Source organism: Limnospira sp., from assembly GCF_051859755.1.
Lineage (GTDB): Bacteria > Cyanobacteriota > Cyanobacteriia > Cyanobacteriales > Microcoleaceae > Limnospira > Limnospira fusiformis.
This window is the reverse complement of the sequence record NZ_JBIMLI010000040.1, coordinates 13938-35613: the sequence shown is the minus strand read 5'-3', so window position 1 is coordinate 35613 and position 21676 is coordinate 13938. Positions and strand designations below refer to the sequence as shown.

12 protein-coding genes and 2 pseudogenes are annotated in these 21676 nt (G+C 44.8%); 2 read left to right on the top strand and 12 right to left on the bottom strand.

Annotated features, from left to right (window positions below; all coding sequences use genetic code 11):
* Positions 1 to 92: 92 nt before the first annotated feature.
* The 4 genes and pseudogenes from ACTIE0_RS09595 to ACTIE0_RS09580 all read right to left on the bottom strand — a co-directional run bounded on the left by ACTIE0_RS09595 (position 93) and on the right by ACTIE0_RS09580 (position 8133).
* A complete protein-coding gene (locus ACTIE0_RS09595) occupies positions 93 to 728 on the bottom strand; it encodes a fasciclin domain-containing protein (protein WP_228116464.1) in 636 nt (211 codons plus the stop codon).
* Positions 729 to 891: 163 nt separating this feature from the next.
* A pseudogene (locus ACTIE0_RS09590) lies at positions 892 to 2775 on the bottom strand (adenylate/guanylate cyclase domain-containing protein); the annotation flags it as partial.
* A 66-nt stretch (positions 2776 to 2841) separates the two neighbouring features.
* A pseudogene (locus ACTIE0_RS09585) lies at positions 2842 to 4884 on the bottom strand (transporter substrate-binding protein); the annotation flags it as partial.
* A 168-nt stretch (positions 4885 to 5052) separates the two neighbouring features.
* Positions 5053 to 8133: an AAA family ATPase gene (locus ACTIE0_RS09580; protein WP_035759877.1), complete on the bottom strand. Its 3081-nt coding sequence runs from the start codon at positions 8131 to 8133 to the stop codon at positions 5053 to 5055.
* Between the two features lie 226 nt (positions 8134 to 8359).
* On the opposite strand from ACTIE0_RS09580, the gene ACTIE0_RS09575 reads away from it, so the two are divergent.
* Positions 8360 to 9970, top strand: coding sequence for a peptide ligase PGM1-related protein (locus ACTIE0_RS09575; protein ID WP_006621729.1), 1611 nt, complete (start codon positions 8360 to 8362; stop codon positions 9968 to 9970).
* 6 nt (positions 9971 to 9976) lie between these two features.
* Here the strand turns inward: ACTIE0_RS09575 and ACTIE0_RS09570 are convergent, their stop codons facing one another.
* The 7 genes from ACTIE0_RS09570 to ACTIE0_RS09540 all read right to left on the bottom strand — a co-directional run bounded on the left by ACTIE0_RS09570 (position 9977) and on the right by ACTIE0_RS09540 (position 18681).
* Positions 9977 to 10186 (bottom strand): DUF6464 family protein, encoded by a 210-nt coding sequence (locus tag ACTIE0_RS09570; protein WP_006667943.1) that lies wholly within the window; start codon positions 10184 to 10186, stop codon positions 9977 to 9979.
* Positions 10187 to 10359: 173 nt separating this feature from the next.
* Entirely contained in the window at positions 10360 to 11934 is a 1575-nt protein-coding gene (locus tag ACTIE0_RS09565; protein WP_006621727.1) for a B12-binding domain-containing radical SAM protein, read from the bottom strand.
* Between the two features lie 57 nt (positions 11935 to 11991).
* On the bottom strand, positions 11992 to 13314 hold the full coding sequence (locus ACTIE0_RS09560; RefSeq protein ID WP_006621726.1) for an aminotransferase class I/II-fold pyridoxal phosphate-dependent enzyme: 1323 nt from the start codon (positions 13312 to 13314) through the stop codon (positions 11992 to 11994).
* Positions 13314 to 13778 (bottom strand): acyl carrier protein, encoded by a 465-nt coding sequence (locus ACTIE0_RS09555; protein ID WP_006667942.1) that lies wholly within the window; start codon positions 13776 to 13778, stop codon positions 13314 to 13316. Before ACTIE0_RS09555 ends, ACTIE0_RS09560 begins: the two co-directional genes overlap by 1 nt.
* A 168-nt stretch (positions 13779 to 13946) precedes the next feature.
* The gene (locus ACTIE0_RS09550; RefSeq protein ID WP_006621724.1) at positions 13947 to 15728 is read right to left on the bottom strand and encodes a fatty acyl-AMP ligase; all 1782 of its coding nucleotides are present in this window, start codon (positions 15726 to 15728) and stop codon (positions 13947 to 13949) included.
* A 226-nt stretch (positions 15729 to 15954) separates the two neighbouring features.
* Positions 15955 to 16761, bottom strand: a complete 807-nt coding sequence (locus ACTIE0_RS09545; RefSeq protein ID WP_006621723.1) for an aspartyl/asparaginyl beta-hydroxylase domain-containing protein — start codon at positions 16759 to 16761, stop codon at positions 15955 to 15957.
* A gap of 129 nt (positions 16762 to 16890) precedes the next feature.
* Entirely contained in the window at positions 16891 to 18681 is a 1791-nt protein-coding gene (locus tag ACTIE0_RS09540; RefSeq protein WP_008056975.1) for a fatty acyl-AMP ligase, read from the bottom strand.
* Between the two features lie 697 nt (positions 18682 to 19378).
* On the opposite strand from ACTIE0_RS09540, the gene ACTIE0_RS09535 reads away from it, so the two are divergent.
* Entirely contained in the window at positions 19379 to 20695 is a 1317-nt protein-coding gene (locus ACTIE0_RS09535) for an MFS transporter (RefSeq protein WP_006621720.1), read from the top strand.
* Between the two features lie 2 nt (positions 20696 to 20697).
* On the opposite strand, the gene ACTIE0_RS09530 is transcribed toward ACTIE0_RS09535, so the two are convergent.
* Positions 20698 to 21579, bottom strand: a complete 882-nt coding sequence (locus ACTIE0_RS09530) for an SDR family oxidoreductase (RefSeq protein ID WP_006621719.1) — start codon at positions 21577 to 21579, stop codon at positions 20698 to 20700.
* Positions 21580 to 21676 lie beyond the last annotated feature (97 nt).

Sequence of the window (21676 nt, the reverse complement as noted above, 5' to 3'; positions counted from 1 at the left end):
CAGTTAAGGCTATAGCTGGTCAGCTACCTGAAAGGGGGGCACGAAGCCCCCGTGCTTCAGCCGGGGGTGCTGACATCAAGCCAAGTTAAAAGTTATTCGACCACACCCGGCAAGATTACGGTGTCAACAGCATGAATCACCCCATTGCTGCCCAAAATGTCAGATTGAATGACACTGGCTTCATTCACCATTACAGTGCCGTCCATAACAGTAATAGTTAAGGGCATTCCGGCAACGGTTTCCACAGACCCATCAGTAATGTTAGCAGACAGAACTTGGGCGGGGACAACGTGATAGGTAAGAATTTGAACCAGTTGATCGCGATTTTCGGGTTTGAGAAGTTCTTCAACAGTGCCTTCCGGTAGGGCCGCAAATGCTTCGTCAGTGGGAGCAAAAACGGTGAAAGGTCCTTCACCAGAAAGGATTTCGGCTAATTCGGCTGCTTCTAAAGCAGCTACTAGAGTGCTGAATTGGTCGTCACCACTAGCAATACCAACAATGGTTTCTGTGGGGTCTGAGTCAACTACAGCAGTCATTTCTTCCCCGGCGGGTTCTGCTTGGGCTTCGATGGTTTCATCAGAAACGGTTTCAGTGGCTACAGGCTCACTGGTTTCGGCAATTTGTTCGGTGGGTTCGCCTTGGGTTTCGGTGGCAGTAGGTTCGCCACAAGCCGCCAAGAATGCTGTACCACCTAGGGTCACTAACAGGATCAAAAGCCGTTTAGCCATCAAAGTCATAGTTTTCCTTTAGAGAGTTTTCTACAGAACTGTTCAAATAATCTTGACTTAATTTAACTTATCTTAACACAAGTTTACTGGCCGTCAAGTCCCATGCTAATTCTTGCTTAACCATGCCCGCTATCCCCTGCCCTTTAGTATGGGGTGGTGAGGATTAACGACGGTCTTTGAGCCAGAATGTCATCATTTTGCCTCTTCCTTTTACATCAATTACACCCCTTTCCTCAAAAATAAAATTATCGTTGAGTAGCGCTTTGGTGGCGGCGGTGATCTGAATTCTTCCCACTTCGCCTTGAGACTCCATACGGGAGGCGACATTGACGGCATCCCCCCACAGGTCATAGATAAATTTACGAGTGCCAATTACCCCGGCTACCACAGGTCCGGTATTCATCCCAATGCGTAAATTGAAGGGTTCGCCGTCTTGGCGACGGAAACGGACAATTTCTCGCTGCATATCTAGAGCCATCTGAGCGATCGCTTCTGCATGGTTTTCTCTAGGGGTGGGTAAACCTCCGACTACCATATAGGAATCCCCAATAGTCTTAATTTTCTCGAGTTGGTGTTTTTGAGCGAGTTCATCAAAACAGGAAAATATATCATTGAGTAAATCCACCAATTCCGTGGGGGATATCTGTGCGGAAAACCCGGTAAAATTGACCAAATCTGCAAACATGACTGTTGCTTGCTCAAAGCGTTCCGCAATAGAATGGGGGCTCTGTTTTAAACGTTCCGCAATAGAGTGAGGCAAAATATTCAATAGCAGCCGCTCGGATTTTTGTTGTTCAACCCGCAAAGCATCTAAAACCCGGCGGCGCTCGGTAGTATTACGAGCCACCCAAATTACACTATTGTCTGGCATGGGGGAAACTGTGGCAGCAAACCACACCAGATCGGCATCAGCAGCAGAGGGTAAGATATTAACAGGGCCTTGCTGCCCGGGTTCTGGGGGTGCTAATTGCATACTGTATTCTAGGTTGATGGTTTGTCCGGTTTGAAGGACTTTCTGGATATTTTCGTAAAAAAGCTGTGCTTGGGGGGTCGGAAATATGTCAAATACTGTTTTTCCGAGTAAATCGCTACTAGGTGTATAGACTACTTCCGCGTTAGTGGTGACTATTTTCTTATAGCGTCCCTCTCCATCAAAAACCGCGATCACGTCGGTCATGGCTGCAAATAAGGCTCGCAATTCGGCTTCTGAGGCTCGTAAGGCTGCTTCTATCCTTCGTCTTTCGGCCACTTCTCTGATTAGGTGATGGTTGGCTTCTTGTAAGGCGGCGGTGCGTTCGACGACCCGCTTTTCTAGTTCCTCTTTGGCTTGTTGGAGGCCGATTTGTCCTAGTTTGCGATCGGTAATATCTTCGACAGTTCCTTCATAATAAAGAATTTCTCCCTGGGGACTACGGACGGCGGTGGCATTTTCCGAAATCCAACGAACTTGACCATCTATCCGTCGAATTTGGGACTCAAAATCTACTACGGAACCTTGGCTTTCTAAGAGATAAACAAATTCCTGGCGGCGCTTGGGGTCGATATACAGTTGGGATTGAATATCGGTTAAATTGGTCATTAATATGGTCGGGGATTCGTAGCCGTAAATCCTGGCTAAGGCGGGATTAGCGCTGATATAACGACCTTCTGGGGTAGTTTGAAATATTCCTTCTAGGGCATTTTCAAAAATGCTACGATAGTTGGATTCTGCCTGTTTTAAGGCTTCTTCTGCGCGCCGACGATCCGTAATATCAATACCTACAAAAAAGGCGGCACTACCGCTGTTGTATTTCCGGGCGGCAATTAGGTAATCTCTGGGTTCATTTTTAATATAAGATGTCACTTCTTTATAGGCTTCAAAACTACCGCTATTAAAGAAGTCTTCCACAAAGTCATTAAATTCCGGACTAGCTTTCAGAAAACCGATGTGCTGACCAATAAATGCCTCGGCGGGGAGGTCGAAGGTTTGGGCTAGATATTGATTAACCCCTAAATAACGTTGGTTAGAATCAATCCAAGATACTGTTCCTGGGACGACATTTAACACAGCTTCTAACTGGTCTTGAGTCGTTTTTAATGCGGCTTCTGCACGTTTGCGATCGCTAATATCAATTCCCACCACAAAAGCCGCTTGATTATTATTATACTTGTGGGCAGCAATCAGATAATAATATTCCTCATTTTCTAGGGAAGATGATATTTCTTGATATGCTTCTAATTCGGGACTTTCAAAGAAATATTGTATAAAATTCTGAAACTGAGAACCCCTACCCAGAAAACCAATATGTTGATTAGAAAAATCTTCTCTGGGTAAGCCATATAAATCAGCTAATTTTTGATTAACTTCGATATAGTGCAGGTCTGATGTCACCCAGGAAACCGTACCAGGAACCGCTGCTAAAACCGCTTGTAAACGCATATTAGCTTGGCGGAGTTCTTCCTCAGCTTGGCGACGTTGCGTAATATCAATTCCCACCACAAATACAGCTTGATTATTATCATATTTCTGAGCCACAATTAGATAATGGCGTTCTTGATTGTCCACATGAGTCCGCACCTCGCGATGGGCTTCTTTTTCCGGGCGATTAAATAGGTCAGTTACAAAGTCATTAAATTCGGAACTGGTTCCCAAAAAGCCAATATGTTGATTAGCAAAAGTTTCTCGTGGCAATTTAAATAAGTCTGCCAAAGATTGATTAACTTCCAAATAGCGTAAATCCCTACTAATCCAAGAAACCGTGCCAGGTACAGCTTCTAACACCGCTTGCAGTCTAGCATTAGCCATTCTTAGAGCCTCCGCAACTCTAGTGCGTTCGACAATTTCTTGCAGTAGTTGAGTGTTGGATTCTCGTAGGGCGGCGGTGCGTTCCGCGACGATATTTTCTAAGCCTTCATTAACCAATTGCAGTTGGGCTTCTACCTGTTTCCTGATTTCGATTTCTTGTTCAAGTTGCTTTCTGGTTTCTTCTAATTCGCGGGTTTTTTGTTTGAGTTTTTCGGCGCGTTCGGTACTTTGGCTAACTTCAGCAAGTAAGCCAATCACAATTTCGGAAGCATTAAAGTTATTGGCTTCAAACCCTAACCATGGCAAGGGTTTAATGCGATGGGGACTGGTGTAAATAATCTCAAACTGACCATCAGATTTAGCCCTACCAATGCGGCATAATTTCCTAATATGATGGTTGGGTTCCATGCGGATAATGCCACTGGGGGCTGAGAAACTTTGACCATAGGTAGCAATTCGTACCCTTTCCGGGTCGAAAGATTCGGCTAACTCTACGGCTTGTTTCCATAGATAAACTTGACTATAGGCGGCTTCTATGGGGTCGCTAGTAACGCGATCGCTTCCATATCTCGCCTGAAAATGTTGAACAAACCGACGATTTTCGGGAGTATCTAAACTCTGAAAATAACTCCAACAACTCAGATGACCGGTCGCCGCATTCCCGATGCTTTTCAGTTCCGTTTCCGAAACAGAAATAGCCAAAATGGGGATTTGTTTCGCGTTTAAACCTGCCGCTTGAAATTGTTGGTAAAATGCTATATTGCTATCACCAGTAAGCGTATTAAACACCACATCAGGTTTCGCTCGCACAATACGCGCAATAATCGACCTAAAATCCTTAGCCCCCAAGGGTTGATATGCTTGACCCACCACATAGCCTTCATTTTGCTGAAGCTGAATTTTGATCAGTTTACTCACCGTATGGGGGAATGTATAATCAGAACCGAGCAAATAAAAGCGCTTGCCAATATTTTCCAACAACCAGGAAACGACAGGTTCAACCTGTTGATTAGCACAGGCTCCTGTGTGAAAAATGTTGGGGGAGTCTTCTAGTCCTTCGTATTGGACGGGATACCACAACCCCACCCCTAATTCTTCTAAAACGGGTTTGACAGCCTGACGACTGGCTGAAGTCCAACACCCAAAGAGGGTGACAACCTGTTTGTCCTGAATTAGATTTTTGGCTTTCTGAGCAAAGCAAGCCGGATCTGATTGACAATCTTCAATAACAGGTTCAATAAACTTTCCGAGAATTCCTCCACTTCGGTTAATTTCTCGAATGGCCATCAACTCGGCATCTCTGAGGGGCGCTTCGCTAATTGCCATTGTCCCACTCAAAGAATGCAGTATCCCGACTCGTACACCTGGCATAGCTACTGCTTAACGGTTTATAAAATTGATATCAAGGGAACCTCCGACCTGGCTGCACCCAATTTTCGGGCCGGGGTCTAGCTAGTCTCATATAACTATATTAACCAACTATGGCATAATATGCTCTAGTTCCACCCCTTGCTCCTCAAATATTGGCCAATCATGATCTTAAACAGATAGATGTAATTGTGATCCGGTAGCGGTTTTAGTGACTTCTATTTTGGCTTGAAATGCCTCTTTCAGGTGGGGAATGTGGGTGACAGCTAAAATGCAGGAAAAATCTGGGGCGATCGCATTGATCGCAGCAATTAGGCGATCGCATCCTTCCGCGTCTTGGGTACCAAACCCTTCATCAATAATCAGCATTTGTAGCGCACATCCCGCTCTTTGTGCTAATAATTTAGCTAGGGCTAATCGAATCGCAAAATTAATCCTAAACGCCTCGCCGCCAGAATAGGTTTCATAGGGTCTAGTTCCCCTGGCATCAGCAATTAATATATCCAGTGTATCAATTAACTTAGCCTTTTTCCGTTTCGCGCTGCCACTGCGTCCACTCCGTTGGGTAACAAACTGGACATGGAGTTGATTCGCCGACAGCCTCGCTAAAATTTGATTCGTTTCGGCTTCTAATTGCGGTAACACATTTTCAATCATCAGTGCTTGAATACCATTTTTCCCAAAGGCTTGGGCTAATTCCTTATAAATTAGGGCTTGGTGACGATATTCCGATAATTCCTGTTTTTGCTGGCTTTGCTGCTGGCTCAGATTTTCTAAATGGATTCGTTGTTGTTGCAGCTTTCCTAATTGACTTAAATATTGATCAAGTTGTTGTCGCTGCTGTTTTATTTTCCCTTCTAGGTTACTAATATATAACCTAGGATTTGGTGTATCTTCCAACTGTTTAGTTAAGAGTAGTATCTGTGATTTTACCCCCGATAAATCCTGCGATCGCACTTGATTTAATTGTCGTAATTCAGTCAGCCGTTGTTGAATTTGTGGATACTGACTTTCCGCCACTTTCAACTGTTCTGCTTTCCTCACCCATTGCTGTGCCTCACGCAACCGCACCCGGACTTGATTATGGTCTTCCAAATTATAACCGCTCTCATTTAACTGTTTTTTGAGCTGAATAATCCTCTGCTGTAATTCCGAGGCGGTTTGTAGATAAATTATCTGGTCTAATGCCGACTGTAATTGTGCCACCATTGGCGGTTTGTCGGCTTGTAGTTGCCCTAGTTTTTGTTGGGAATCCCGAATTTGTATTTGCTTCATTTCTGCCCATCTCCAGCGCTTTTCTTCATTCCTAGCCAGAGCGTGGCTTTGTTCATTATAATCTAGTTCTTGCAGTTGCAGATCTAGTTGTTGCAGTTGCTGATACAGCGTCGCGGAGTGACTACCATCAGATAGCGATCGCTCAATTTGACTAGCTTCATCTCCCCACTGTTGTAGCTGCAATTCATCACTACCGAAACCCTCTAAGCGTGCTTGTAGTTGACCTCGTTGTTCTCGCAATTCTTCATAATTAGAGATTTGCCTTTGTAAGGTTGTATATTCAACCCGTAACGCAGCTATTTCCTGTTCGGAACGCGCCAAATCTTCCCGAATTATCCACAGGCGATCGCGAATTTCCTGTTGTTGGTTTTGGTGTTTACCCATTACCAAATTCCAGTGATGTTCATCTAAAGGGCGATCGCATAGGGGACAAACAGGCGCAGAGTCCCCCCTATTTTCCTCACTAAAAGAACGCCCTAACATTTCCATCTTTTTGTCTAATTCCGCTAATTTCGACTCATACTCCTGCTGTTGATGAGCCAATTTTTCCAAGTGGTTATGGCGTGACTGACCCTTAGCTGTGACCCGATTTTGATAAGTGCGTTTCTTCTCAATTTCCTCAATAGTTTGATGGAGATTTTGTAACTCTTGTTCTAATTTAGGGCGGTTATTTTCCAGGCGGTTCTGCATTTTGTGCATCGACGTATATAGTTCATCAAAACGGGCGCTAAGACGCGCTTGAGCGCGGTCTATTTCCCCCTGTATACGTTGATGTTCTTGCAGGATAGGGGTAACTTCAATTTGTAGTTTATCTAACTCATTCAGGCGCAAACGAGCCTGAAACAGTTGAGCCATTCCTGCTTCGACTTCCGGCTGTTCAACCAGCACCTTTTGATATTCTTGTTCCTGTTTATGGAGAGATTCCAGGCGAGTTTCAATCGTATCTTTATCCCGTTGTAATTGGTGGATTTTATCCTGTTGTTGCTGCTGAAGTTCCCGGAGTTGCTGTTGAATTTTTTGGTGAGTTTGAAACTGTAAACTCATCGTTTCTTCTGTAGCCTGTAGGGTCTGAAATTCCACAATCCCAGCGTTTATTTCTTCCTGTTGTTGCCGAATACAATCTAATTGTTGTAGTTGAGTTTGGGTGACGATAATTTCCTGTTGAAGGCGATCGCATTCTTGTTTAATCCCATGATATTGTTGTCGCTGTCCCTCTAATAGTTGTTCACAGGTTTGGCGATATTGTTGTTGTTCTCGGTAGGCTTGCAGTTGCTTTTGCTCAGACTCTTGTTGTTTCTGAAGTTTACCAAGGGTAGCTTCTAACTGAGTCATTTGAGCCACTATTTCCGGCAGTTTTTGTGTCTCCAACTCTCCGATAGTTAAAGTTTGTTCTAATTGCTCAATCTTGAATTTATATTCCTTCGAGATATCTTTAGCTTTCTCCACTAAAGTATCATATTCATCTAACTTGAGTAAGCTGCCTAACACTTCTTTGCGATCGCTGGGACGTTTTAACATAAACTCATCAGCTTTTCCCTGACGCAAATAGGCAGAATTAATAAAAGTATCGTAGTCTAGGCGCAGATGTTCTAAAATCTTTTGTTGTGTGCTACGGACTCCCCCTTGACTGAGGGCAGTAAACTTAATTTGCTCCGCTTTTTTGTCCGGTTCTAATGGTGCGATTTGAAAATCCAGAGTCCCCGACTGACCACGGCGACGAGTCCTAATTACCCGGTATAAGTTACCATGACTAATAAAGATAAAATCCACCCGCATTTGGGTTTCGCCAATTTGAATTAAATCATCTTCCGTCCCCGCCCGACTATGACCCCAAATCGACCAGGCGATCGCCTCTAACAGCGAAGACTTACCCGCCCCATTCGGTCCACAAATGCAGGCAGTGTGCAAGCCACTAAAATCTAGGCTGGCGTCGCGATAACTGAGAAAATTCTTCAGGGTGAGTTTCTGTGGGATCATATCGCGATATTCAGATGAAATTCCGTTTGATATCAGTTTGAGCGAAGCTCCCATAATTATAGCACCAATCAATCCTATTGGTTAACCTAGACCAATCTGCTCATATTAATTGTGTCACTAGCTTTTCTCCAACCATTGCTAAGAACGAGATCAGCAAATCCAAAGGTGTCGCTCTGAGGTCAAACAACCTGCTAAAATCGTAATATTGTTATTGTGGGCAGCGATTATGACAGGAGATTATCGATCGCCACAGGGAATAGTAGATCAGTTTCAAGCATTGCAACATCAACTCCGAGAGTCTTTCAGTCAAGGGGGAAACCTGGGATTTGATGATTTTGATGTATTAGTGATTCCATCCCTCACCTTAGATCAGCAGCAATTGCAGAAAATTCCCGGAGTTCATCAGTATGAGGAGAGATTTCTGTTTTCTCTGACTCGTTTACGAAATCCTAGAGTTAGATTAATTTATGTAACTTCCCAACCCCTTCACCCCAGCGTTATTGACTATTATCTGCATTTAATGCCCGGAATTCCCTTTTCTCACGCGCGCGATCGCCTACTATTATTTTCTACCTACGATTCCTCTAATCGCTCCCTCACCGAAAAAATCCTAGAACGTCCCCGGTTAGTCGAAAGAATACGCCAAGTCCTGCGACCTAACCGCACCTATATGGTCTGCTTTAACTCTACTCAATGGGAACGAAAATTATCAGTTAAATTACAAATTCCCCTCTGGGCTTCTGACCCCGATTTAGCCCATTGGGGAACCAAAAGCGGCAGTCGCCAGATTTTCGCAGAAGCCAATATTCCCCACCCAGACGGCAGTAAATTAGTCTGGAATGAAACAGCTTTAGCCGCAGAAGTTAACGCTTTATGGGAACGACAACCCCAGTTAAAACGAGCAGTAATTAAGCTAAATGAGGGCTTTTCTGGAGAAGGCAATGCTATCCTTAATCTCCAAGGACTTGGCGACATTCCCCCTCATCAAAGGGTCGCAAAAATTAGCGATCGCTTGGTGAATTTAAGTTTTCAAGCCAGCCATGAAACCTGGTCTAGTTTCCGTAGCAGAATCCCTGAATTAGGCGCAATTGTCGAAGCCTTTATCGAGGGAGACATTAAGCGATCGCCTAGTGTTCAATGTCAGATTTACCCTTCCGGGGAGGTCGAAGTTCTATCTACCCATGACCAAATTCTGGGGGGTCCAGATGGTCAAATTTTTGAGGGTTGTAGTTTCCCCGCTGACCAAGCCTATCGATTACAACTGCAAGAATTAGGTGAAAAAGTCGGTAAAATCTTAGCCCAAAAAGGAGCCCTCGAAAGATTTGGTTTAGATTGTATTGCCGTTCGTCAACCACAGCCACCAGAGGCACAATGGGAACTACAAGCCATTGAAATTAACCTGCGTCGGGGTGGCACAACTCATCCATTTATGACCCTCCAATTATTAACTAATGGCGAATACGATCGCCATACTGGCTTATTCTACAGCCAGAATAAACAACCTAAATATTATATTGCCTCAGATAATCTTCATAGCCATCATTATCGCGGTCTTTTACCCAATGATTTAATGGATATTATCGCCCAATATCATCTGCATTTTAACAATAAAACAGAAACCGGAACCGTATTTCACTTAATCGGCTGTTTGTCTCAATTCGGGAAACTGGGTTTAACCTGTATTGGTGACTCTCCCACACAAGCACAGGAAATCTACGATCGCATTGTCGCCGTTTTAGATCGAGAAACTCAGGCGATCGAACAGTCAGAAGACACACTAGACCTATCCCCAAACCTGGGAAAAGTCTGTGAACATTTATCAGGATCTATTTATTAGTTAGCGTTATTTAGGCTGATAATGATCACAGCTAGAACAGCAACCTGTAGGATTAACAGCACATAACAAAAATGCCGAGTTAGCGTTAAATTTACAGGTCGCCTGTTTATTAACCGTCTTTGATAGCAGGTTATAACGCTGTTCGTGATGTTCTATAAACCGTTTGATTTGTCGATGGGACTGTAGCCGCATTCTTTCCATACCTAGGTTGTTCATCGCCCAGCTTTGCGTAAATGTTCATGATTATAGATTGTATCTATATCTTATCCTATCCGCTTGTGTTTTTGATCACAGAAGCGCCCAGGTATCTTAGAGTCTCAGCGAGAGGTTACGCCAAGCGGGTTAAGAGATAGGTTTTTTGATTACCACCCCAACCCGCCGGATTCGAGTTAAGCTACTTTTACCAATTCTAACTCCTGTTTTTTCTTGACATATTCAGCCAGTTGTGATTCGATTTGCTGGCGCACTTCTTGGCGGTAGTCGTAGAAGTGTTCAAAGTGAGCGCACATGACTAGATACATTTCCACCACATCCGGGTTTTTGCGGATAATATCCAGTAGATAAATCCAAAAAGTCCAGCGAGTCTTACGGACTACTCCCTGTCGCCATATCAGAATTGACAAGGCTTTTATAGTTTTCCAGCTTAGGGTTCTTCCCCCAGCTTTTTGGCGACGAGGTGCGCCTAGTTTCAGATAATAGCGGTGAGTGCGATCGAGAAACACTTGCGGATCGTAGAGTTTCCAAAAACCGTCTATATATTCCTGTGCAATTTCCTCAATGGGACGAGTAGGAATAAAATTCATCAGAGTAGTCTGGTTAATATTGGCGGTTTCTGATGCTTCCAGCAGTCTCCCTTCTTTCTTTAAACGATGCCATAATCCTGTATTAGGGAGAACCTGTAGCATACTAAACATAGCCACTGGAATAGCCGTAGTTTCTACAAATTGGATAATGCGATCGCCAGCCCCAGACTTTTCACCATCAAAGCCAATAATAAAACCAGCCATTACCCGCAGTCCAGACCTAGTAATATTATCCACAGCATCAACTAGGGAATTACGGGTATTTTGGAATTTTTTAGTCAGCGCGAGACTACCTTCGTCCGGGGTTTCAATTCCCAGGAAAACCGCATAGAAATTAGCCTCTACCATCATGTTCATTAATTCTTGGTCTTGGGCGAGATCAACTGATGCTTCTGTCATCATACGGAAGGGATAGTTATTTTTTTCCATCCATTCTTTCAACGCCGGAAGCAGCAATTTGACATTGCGTTTATTCCCAATGAAGTTATCATCAACCAAAAAGATAGTTTGAGTAAATCCTAGTTCTAGGAGGCGATCCAGTTCCGCCAGTAACTGTTCCGGTGCTTTGGTGCGAGGTTTGCGACCATATAACACAATAATATCACAGAATTCGCACTGAAACGGGCAGCCTCTGGAGAATTGCAAAGCCATCATATCATAGGCTTGTTTTTCCAACAAATCAAACCTAGGAATTGGGGTAGTAGTTACATCAGGTTTTTCGCCATTAGCGGCGCGTAATATCCCACTTGTTTCCCCTCTTTCCAGGGCTGCTACAAACATAGGGAGGGTAATTTCTCCCTCATCTAACACTAGAAAATCAGCCCCCATTTTTTCAGCTTCGTGGGGTAGTGCGGTCGGGAAAGGACCCCCAACTGCTACAATTTTGCCGCGTTTTTTGGCTTCCTGAATTTGGTCGAGGAAGTCATTTTTTTGAACAATCATGGCGGACAAAATCACTAATTCTGCCCATTCCCATTCTGCTTCCGTGACGGCTCGCACATTGCGATCGACCAGCTTAAATTCCCATTCTTGGGGGAGAATAGCCGCTACTGTGATTAAACCCAAAGGCGGTAATAGAGCCTTGCAATCGACTAAATCTAAGGTTTTTTCAAAAGACCAAAAACTTTTTGGGAAAATTGGATAAACCAGTAAGACTCTCATGGAATGCACCAGATTAAGGATAAACTAGAGATGGGAATTTCATGATATATGAGGGTTCTAAGAAACCGCCATTTGTGCAATTTCTTCGGTGAGAATTTCCACCGTTTGATAAATTTGTTCTTCCGTATGCTGACAGGTAACAAAAAAACGCAGACGGGCTGCATTTTGAGGAACGGAAGGATAGAACATAAATGGGACGTTAATACCCCGATGAAACAGATTTTGGGACAGTTGCACAGAAGCCAGGGAATCGCCCACAATAATCGGAATAATGGGCGAATCTTTGCTGGTTCCTGTGTTGAGATTATGTTGTTTAGCGAGATTCAGGAACAATTGACCACGATCGCGTAGTCTTTGCACCCGTTCTGGTTCTGATATTAACACATTAATTGAAGCCAGAACCGATGCCGCGTTAGGTGGCGAAATACCCACGCTGTAGACAAAACCGGGGGCCGTATATTTCAAGTATTCCACTAAAGCACTAGACCCCGCAATATATCCCCCACAACTGGCGAAAGATTTACTAAGGGTTCCCATCCACAAATCTACATCATTGGGGTCAACGCCAAAGTGTTCACTAAGCCCTCGGCCATGTTGACCTAATACCCCAATTGAATGGGCCTCATCCACCATCAGAAAGGCTTTATACTGTTGTTTTAACTCAATAAACCTGGGTAGATCGGGAATATCACCATCGGTGCTATAAATGCCTTCTATCAGGATTAAAGTGCGTCTATAACGGTGGCGGCGGTCTTTGAGAATTTGGTGCAGGCTTTCCCAATCATTATGGGGAAAAGCAATAGTAGTGGCTCCCGAAAGTAAACAGCCTTGTAATAGACTATTATGGCTGAGGACATCATGAAGGATCAGGTCATTTTGTCCAAACAGGTGGCCAACGGTGGTGACGTTGGTAGCATGACCGCCAACATAAACGATGCTGTCTTGGGTGCCGATAAAATTGGCGATCGCCTTTTCTAACTCCCGATGAATAGGTTTTTCCCCCGAAAGCAGGCGGCTGGCGGAAGCCGATGTACCATAGCGGTCTATAGCATCCTTCGTAGCTTGGGAAACTATCGGATCACCAGACATCCCCAAATAGTTATAGGTAGCATAGTTAATCAACTCACGACCGTCAATAATCGTGGTATTGCTGGCGATACCTTCTTGGGGGGCAAAGAAGGGGTTATTAATGCCCAAGGCTGCAATTTCCTGCTGTTGCTGTTTAATTTTCAGGTATTCTGGATACAGTTCAAACCGATAGTATTCCGGGGGAATATCTGGTAAGGTTTGGCTGGTGGCTCTTTGGCGCAACAATTCGGCAAGCAGATCCCGTTTTTGTTGTGGTGAAAGGTTAGCGGTGCGATCGGATATATTGGTCATTAATGATTTTCCTGTTCAGACAACATTGAATTCAGCAGGGACTCTACCTCGGCATCGGACATTTGATTGAGTCTTTCTAGCAGTTGTTGTGCCTGTTGTGGACTCACAGACTGACCACTGCTGTTGGTTGTCGCTTTAGGGGTGGTATCCTGGGCTAGATAATCAGCGATCGCCTTAATAGTCGGATAATCCCACAGTAACGTCGGGGGAAGTCTACGTCCAAATTGATTTTCCAGGTCTCCAGATAAATTAACCGCCTCAATAGAATTAAGGCTATAATTGGCAAAGTCTTCATCAATATCAATGTCATCTGGATTTAACCCCAATCTCTCAGCCATTTGGGTAATTAACCAGCCTTGGATCGCTTCCGCATCAGGGGATAAACCCACAGAATTTGGCGATTTAGGTTGGCTACCCAGTTGGTCAATATCTTTTCCATTCCAAGAGTGGTTCAACACTTGCACTATTCACTCCTCCATCACATTTTAGGCTGGCTATGCAAGATTCCGGGGCAGATTAGGCAGCCCGTCGGCGGTGAATCTTAAATCGCACCTAGACGGTTATTGTGCCACGAAGCCGATCTGATCAATCCTTTGCTGTTTCTGTTATTACCTCTAACGGGCAGAATAAGTTTAGTCTTCGACTACCTCCAAAGTCCCCGCTAGAAAACCAGCACGGCAAGCATGACGTTGGATCTTACCACTTGATGTTTTGGGAATGGTTCCAGGTTTGAGTAGCAGGGTACTATAAACTTGCAAATCATGATTTTGGGAAACCGCACGCCGGATTGATTGAATTAGGTCCTTAGTGCTGAAGGATTCCTCCCTGGAAACATTGGTTGAGGTTTCACGACGAGGACTAGATTGCCGTTTCCAATAGTAGCGTTCTACTTCTGCAATCACCACTAACCTTTCTTCCCCCCCCACATCTACGGAAAATCCCGCCGCACAACTAGGACGGATTAAGGGGTGACTTTGTTCAACCGTCCATTCTATGTCTTGGGGATAATGGTTGCGGCCGTTAATGATAATTACATCTTTCAGGCGACCAGTAATAAATAGTTCGCCGTTTTCGATGAAGCCTAAATCTCCAGTCCGCAAAAATGGTCCTTCTCCGGTGGTGGCTAGATATTGACTAAAGATGGACTCGGTTTCTGATGGTCGATTCCAGTAACCTTGGGCGATACTTGGTCCTGATACCCAAATTTCTCCTACCTGTCCGGGTTCACAGGGTATCCCCGTGGATGGGTCCACAATGGCGATCGCCTGATCTTCCAAACTTGAGCCACAGCCTACTACTGTGCGAGTATTCTCGGCGTGACCGTTGGTGGCGATCGCCTGATGTTGTTCTAGGGATGATGCTTGAATCGTTTTCAACGTCGGTAGTTGAGTTTTATCGCCGCCACTGACGATTAGGGTAGCCTCCGCCATACCATAGCAGGGATAGAAAGCCTGGGGATTAAATCCACAACTAGCAAACGTCCGCGCAAATTTTTCTAACACTTCATGGGATATCGGTTCCGCCCCATTAAATGCTAAATCCCAACTACTCAGGTCTAGGGTTTCTATTTGGTCTGGTGTGACTCGGCGCACGCACAAGTCATAAGCAAAGTTTGACCCGCCGCTGGTGGTCGCACCATGTCTTGATATTGCTTCTAGCCACCTGATAGGACGTTGGAGGAACATTAGCGGAGACATTAACACCACCGGAAATCCTCCATATAGGGGCTGGATAATCCCCCCAATTAACCCCATATCGTGATAGGGTGGTAGCCAGATCATCCCTATGCTGTCCTGGTTGTGACCGAATTTCTCATAAATCCAGCCCGAATTGTGCATCAGGTTCTGGTGGCTGATCATCACCCCTTTGGGGGTAGCCGTTGAACCTGATGTATATTGGAGAAACGCTAAACTTTCCGGGTTGATGCTTAGGTCCTCATAGCGATCGCTGCAACTTTCGGCTACCTTATCTGTGGCAACCCAGTTCAGTTTCTGTAGTTCCCAAACCTCCCCAAATTGCCGCTGTAGACTCGGTAGCACAGATTCTGTGGTTAGGGCTAGGTGAGAGTCCGCGTCTTCTAAGATACCCATAATCCTCGACAGCGAGCGGTTGGGGCGCGGCGGATAGGCCGGAATTGGTACTATACCTGCATACAAACAGCCAAAAAATGCCGTAATATAATCTATGCCCGGTTGATATAGTAGTAAGGCTCTCTCTCCCGGTTGGCTGAGGCTTTGGAGATGGGCGGCGATCGCTCGACATATTCTGTCTAACTTTTGGTAGGTTAAACTGATGGTTTCAGTTTCTCCATCCACTAAAAATTTATAAGCAACTTGATGGGGTTGATGGATGGCTCGACCCTTTAATATTTCCATTAACGTTGCTGCATCAAACGGATGTTGGAAAGCAGTCATTAAGTCTTAATAAGTGATTGAGTAAGCGAAAAAGTTTCCGGTCTCTTGGATAATATAACCTATTTTAATTTTTTGGCAACTTTTTTGTTGATTGGATGCTGACATCATCTTTTCCGGCTGACCCTAGGGACTATAATTACATCCCTAGAGTCTACAGGCTTATAGCCCGCTTCAAGTTTACGCCGTTTTTTGATTAATCATTATACTGGCTATAAATTACCCCGGGTTACTGTCGGGAATTTTGTGGATCTCTCTGCCATACTTGGTCTAGGCGATCGTTCCATTTTTTCTGATTCGCCGTCGCTTCCTGAATGTATGGAGAAGCCGCAATTAGTTTAATCAATAACTCATTAACCGCCGACCAAGGAAACTTTAAAGGTCGCACAATATCCAAGAATAACACTACCCTAATTCCATCCGTTTCATTCCACGCTTCATGGGGAAATGAATCGTCAAATAACATACATTTTCCCTCTTCCCAATGCCGGATTTCATCCCCTACTCGCAGACGGCACTTTTCCCGGGGTTCCGGCACTTTTAAACCTAACAAACACCGAATTACCCCCTTGTATGGTCCCCGATGTTCCGGGATATGTTTGCCCGGCAGTAATATAGAGAAAAATGCCGTTTTTAAACCTGGGATTTTTTGGATGATTTTGGTGGTCTCAGGACAGCGATCACAACTTTCAGCAGATTTAACTCCATAGCCATATAAACAGTAGGTTTTCCATAAATTATCCGTACTCGTATTATAGGCTTGATCCGGCGAAATATCCTGAAAATTAGGCAAATTATCCCGATATTTTAACAGTTCGTCTACCTCCTGGCGGATTAAATGCCAATCCCTTTCTAACAGGTCAACCCATTGGAAATGTTCCGGGTATTTGGCAGCGTCAAAAAATGCCGTATCTCCAATTTTGGAATATTTACCAATCGATGTTTCTAAGCCTCTTAATATCGGTTCGCCAATGCCATAAATTAAGAAATTTCGCAGTTTATCTTTAAAATTGCTCTGTAACCCTACCTCAGTCATAAATAGCACTTTTCCTTATTTGATTAATCACCCATATAGTAATACAGGTATATTTAATTATACAAGACCAGGGGCAACCAAAGAGATCCGGTTGCGATGCCCTGGCCAAAGCTGCTTGATGTTTGTTGATTAACTGTTAACTTGTTCCCGGCGCACCAGGTCAGAAATATTGCTTTGTTGCAACTCCTGACATTGCCATTGTCCGACCACCTCCAGAGTTCCCGCGAGAAACTGACGGCCACAGACTTGGCGTTGGACCTTACCGCTGGTAGTTTTCGGGAGAGTTCCAGTTTTCAGTAATACTACCGCAAAAACATCCGCTAGATGCTGATCAGCGATCGCATGACGGATAGCGCCAATAACCTCCTCGACATTCAGCTTTCGCAGAAATTGCCGTTGTACCTCGTAGGCGATGACCAGACGTTCTTCCCCCTCCACTTCAATCGAAAAAGCCGCCCCACAGCCCGGACGTAACTGATCATGACAGGTTTCTAAAGTTTGTTCAATATGTTGGGGATAATGGTTGCGACCCCAGAGAATCATCATCTCCTTAATCCTACCCGTAATAAATAATTCCCCATTCTCCAAAAACCCCAGATCACCCGTCCTCAGAAACCCACCCTGATTACCTAATTTAGCCTTAAACGTGCGATCGCTTTCCTCTGGGTTATTCCAATAACCCAAACCAATACCCGCGCCGCGCAGCCAAATTTCCCCTACTTCTCCCTCAGCACAACGGGTTAGGGTTTCCGGGTTAGCAATGACAATTTCATCCCCTAGCCAACCATGACCACAGCCAACCACAGCTTTCGCCGACCGATGATCACTCTCCACAGCTACCACCTTATTTTCCTCCAAAGCCGTGCGATCGACATAGCGAATCACCGGAAGATCTGCTTTTCGACCCCCAGAAATAAATAAAGTCGTCTCCGCCATACCATAACAGGGATAAAAAGCCGATCGTCGAAAACCACACTCCGCGAACGTTTTGGCAAAATTCTCTAAAGTTTCGGCGCGGACAGGTTCAGCCCCAGAAAATGCCACCTCCCAGCTACTTAAATCCAATTTTTTGATCTCACTAGGGGTCGCCTGTCGCCACAGTAAATCATAGGCAAAATTCGGCCCGCCGCTGGTCGTCGCTTGGTACCGAGATATGGCTTTTAACCAGTTCATGGGTTTCTGTACTAGCGCCACCGGAGACATTAACGTTACCGGAAAACCACCATATAGCGGTTGAATGACTCCCCCAATAAGTCCCATATCGTGGAATAGGGGTAGCCAGATCAAGCCTTGACTTTCCCCCCTGTGTTCAAAGGCTTGATAAATCATTTCCGAGTTGTGTAGGACGTTTTGGTGAGTCACCATTACTCCTTTTGGTGTTCCCGTAGAACCCGAAGTATATTGCAGAAATGCTAGGGTTTCCGGGTTGATGTCTGGGGGAGACCAGGACTCTCCTAGCTTCGGGTTTAGACTGTCTGTAGTTATCCAGGGGAGTTGCTCGAATTTGGGCGCTAATTCCGGCACTTTTTTTAATAGTCCTTGTATATGGGATAACAAGGGTTTACTGGTTAGGGCTATTGTAGCGTTTGATAATTCGATGCGTTCTTGCAGTTTTCCTAATCCTTGGCTAGACCGGGGTGGGTTATCCGTTACCGCTACTACCCCCGCATACAGACACCCAAAAAAAGCCGCGATAAATTCTAGTCCGGTGGTGTAGGGATACACTACTAATACATGGGTTCCGGGGGGGACGTGGCGACGAATTTCTGTGGCGATCGCTTTCGCTTGTTCGTCTAGTTCCCTATAGGTTAAGCGCCCCGACTCCGTTTCTCCGTCCGCTAAAAATGTATAGGCGTTTTGGTCTCTTAATTTTTCGGCGCGATCGCGCAGTAGGTCTACTAACGTTTGATACTCAGTCATTTGGCTTGCATATCCCATCTTTTTGATCAAACCACATTTTGCCACTTCCTACCCCCCCTTTAACTTCCCTCACATTTTTACCCAAATTCTCCATTTTCTATTGACAAATATTAGGGCTTGACTTATTATATAAGCATGGGAATCTGTGGCCGCATATATATAGAAATTTGGCCGATATCTTCATATCCCAAGAATTAAAGACCCGAATTTTCATGGGTCTTTGCTAGTTTTTAACCCCCCCCTACAGAACTTGATGGCGATCGCTTAATGATCGCTACCGATAACGCTGGGGTTGGACGCGCCCCGCATTTAATTAACCTTTAAACAGTTGACAAACCTCGGCACTTGACATACAATTTTATTGTGGGAATCTGTGCCGACATATATATGGCTTTTGAGAGCCGGGACCCCTTCGATATCATTTAGAAATCGGAAAAATTGCCATAAAAGCCTCACCAGAACTTAATCTTATCGCCCTTATCCCAACACCATAGTTCATCTCAGGTCAGTATTAGCTTTTTTATTCCTGAATAGTCCCCAAAGTTACCGAAAAAGCCGACAATAGGGAAATCGTTGTCAATAAATGCGAGGCAATGAGAAACCCACTTGATTGACAGGGACTAAGGGAAGCTATTACTATTTGCTGGCTGACTTTGTGTTTCCCGCATCTGCCCATTTTTCGATAAATCAATAGACTATGCAAATCTTCTTGCGAATCTGGTTAGGACAAATTATCTCCGTAGTCGGCACATACATCACAGACTTCGCTTTAGGGGTGTGGGCTTATCAGACCACAGGTTCCCTAACCCTGTTTGCTCTGATCATGGTGTTAGCCTATCTACCCAATCTGCTAATTTCCCCTATAGCAGGGGTGCTAGTAGATCGGTGGAACCGACGTTGGGTGATGCTAATAGCTGATTCTACCACAGGTGTGACAGCAATAGGGATGATGATCCTGTTACAGTCCGGCAGCCTGGAAATTTGGCACATCTACATAGCCGTTAGCATCAGTTCCGTCGCTAACGCCTTCCATATTCCAGCTTACATGGCAGCGATCGCCCAAATTGTTCCCAAACAGCATTTAGGTCGAGCTAACGGCATGGTACAGATATCACGGGCGCTGGCTAGAATTTTGGGTCCGACCATTGCCGGATTTTTAGTAGAAGCTGTCCAGTTGCAGGGGGTATTAGTCTTTGATTTTGCCACCTATGTACTAGCCACCATTGCTCTGCTGAGTGTGAGGCTTCCCGATCCGAAACCAGTCGCATCAAGCGATCGCAAAACCGTTAATTTTGAAAGGATATGGGGAGAAATTAGCTCCGGGTGGGATTATGTAGCCGCGCGTCCGGGACTGTTAGGGTTAATGCTATTTTTTGCAGTCATTTATCTAACAGAAGGAATGATCCAGGTTCTTTTCTGGCCGATTATTCTCAGTTTTGCATCTAGTTCCCAATTGGGGATAGTGTTATCTATTAGTGGTTGCGGGATGTTATTCGGTAGCCTAGTAGTCAGCGCCTGGGGAGGATTAAAACGCCAAGTTAATGGAATTCTGTTGTTTGTCGCCCTACAGGGACTCTGTTTATGTTTAGGAGGATTTCAACCTACCCTATTTTTAGCAGCTATTGGCGGATTTGGTTATCTATTCTCCCAGCCCATTGTCATCAGCAGCAACCAAACTATCTGGCAATGCAAAGTTCCCCAATATCTGCAAGGACGAGTTTTCGCTTTACAAGGGTTATTTGAAAAATCCTTGTTAGTCGTAACACAACTCAGCGTCGGACCTTTGGTTGATGGCATTTTTGAACCCATGATGCAGCCTGGGGGAATATTGGCAGATCGAGTCGGACATATTATCGGTATGGGACCCGGACGGGGAAGTGCTTTGCTTTTGTGTGGGGTCGGTATAATTAATATTGCTGCCGTCATTATTGCCTATCGCAGTCCTCGTCTCCGTCGTTTGGAAGCTGAGGTTCCTGATGCGATCGCTCATTCTGCTAATGTAGTTTCTAGTTAACCTTAAACTAGACCCCGTAATGCTGCCAACTCTTCCATAATTGAAGGGGGTTCATATCCTAAATCAAACGCTTGGGAACTGTCTAGGGATGTATCGGGAGAACGGGGTGCGATCGATTTAACATCCTGTTGCTTTCCTGGCGTAATTCTATCCGCTGGTAAATCTAGCACCTGCGCCATTAGCAAGCCAAACTCATAGCGAGATATCCTCTGTTTTCCCCCTAGGTGTAATATCCCATTAACCTTTTTTTCAATCGCTAACAGTAACCCCCTAGCCGCAGTCGTGCCGCTAACTGGCGTGCGAAATTCATCCTCAAACAGGTTGAGGCAATTTCCCGATTTTAGCGTTTTGATAAATCCCTGGATAAAACTACCCCCATGAGGCGAGGCTATCCCATACATTAAAGGCATTCGACAGATAGCAGCTTTCGGATATCTGGCTAATATTTCCCCTTCCGCTTTCACTTTCTGTCCCCCATAAGTGTTAATCGGACAAACTAGATCAGTTTCTCGATACGGAGGGTTTAAACCATCAAATACTAGGTCAGTCGAAGTAAACACATAAGGAATTCCCGCCGCGCCGCACAAACTCGCCATATCCCCAGCCGCCACCACGTTAATTTTATGAGATATATCCGGGTTCTCTTCGCAAAAATTCGGTTTTGAAGCCGCCGCTGCATGAATGACCGCATCAGGTTTTATTTCTTCCCATACCTGCTTTAAGTCTCCTAATACCGTCAAATCAGTTTTGATAAATTTTACACCACTATCTGTCACCGGACTGGAATTATACGTTCCGTAAACCTCCCATTCAGATTTGGCTACCTGGCATATATTCCAACCCAAGAAACCGCTCGCACCTGTGACTAACAGTTTTGGAATCATCGCTTTTTATTGTATGGCTTTTGCTTCTGTTATCTTCCCGCCTAGTGGTCGATACTTTTGGGGATAATCCTATATATATGTCGCCACAGATTCCCAT

What these genes read in the sequence shown, in the direction of transcription:
- ACTIE0_RS09595 (WP_228116464.1), bottom strand. Translation starts at nt 728, where the DNA reads ATGGCTAAACGGCTTTTGATCCTGTTAGTGACCCTAGGTGGTACAGCA.
- ACTIE0_RS09580 (WP_035759877.1), bottom strand. Translation starts at nt 8,133, where the DNA reads ATGATCCCACAGAAACTCACCCTGAAGAATTTTCTCAGTTATCGCGAC.
- ACTIE0_RS09575 (WP_006621729.1), top strand. Translation starts at nt 8,360, where the DNA reads ATGACAGGAGATTATCGATCGCCACAGGGAATAGTAGATCAGTTTCAA.
- ACTIE0_RS09570 (WP_006667943.1), bottom strand. Translation starts at nt 10,186, where the DNA reads ATGAACAACCTAGGTATGGAAAGAATGCGGCTACAGTCCCATCGACAA.
- ACTIE0_RS09565 (WP_006621727.1), bottom strand. Translation starts at nt 11,934, where the DNA reads ATGAGAGTCTTACTGGTTTATCCAATTTTCCCAAAAAGTTTTTGGTCT.
- ACTIE0_RS09560 (WP_006621726.1), bottom strand. Translation starts at nt 13,314, where the DNA reads ATGACCAATATATCCGATCGCACCGCTAACCTTTCACCACAACAAAAA.
- ACTIE0_RS09550 (WP_006621724.1), bottom strand. Translation starts at nt 15,728, where the DNA reads ATGACTGCTTTCCAACATCCGTTTGATGCAGCAACGTTAATGGAAATA.
- ACTIE0_RS09545 (WP_006621723.1), bottom strand. Translation starts at nt 16,761, where the DNA reads ATGACTGAGGTAGGGTTACAGAGCAATTTTAAAGATAAACTGCGAAAT.
- ACTIE0_RS09540 (WP_008056975.1), bottom strand. Translation starts at nt 18,681, where the DNA reads ATGACTGAGTATCAAACGTTAGTAGACCTACTGCGCGATCGCGCCGAA.
- ACTIE0_RS09535 (WP_006621720.1), top strand. Translation starts at nt 19,379, where the DNA reads ATGCAAATCTTCTTGCGAATCTGGTTAGGACAAATTATCTCCGTAGTC.
- ACTIE0_RS09530 (WP_006621719.1), bottom strand. Translation starts at nt 21,579, where the DNA reads ATGATTCCAAAACTGTTAGTCACAGGTGCGAGCGGTTTCTTGGGTTGG.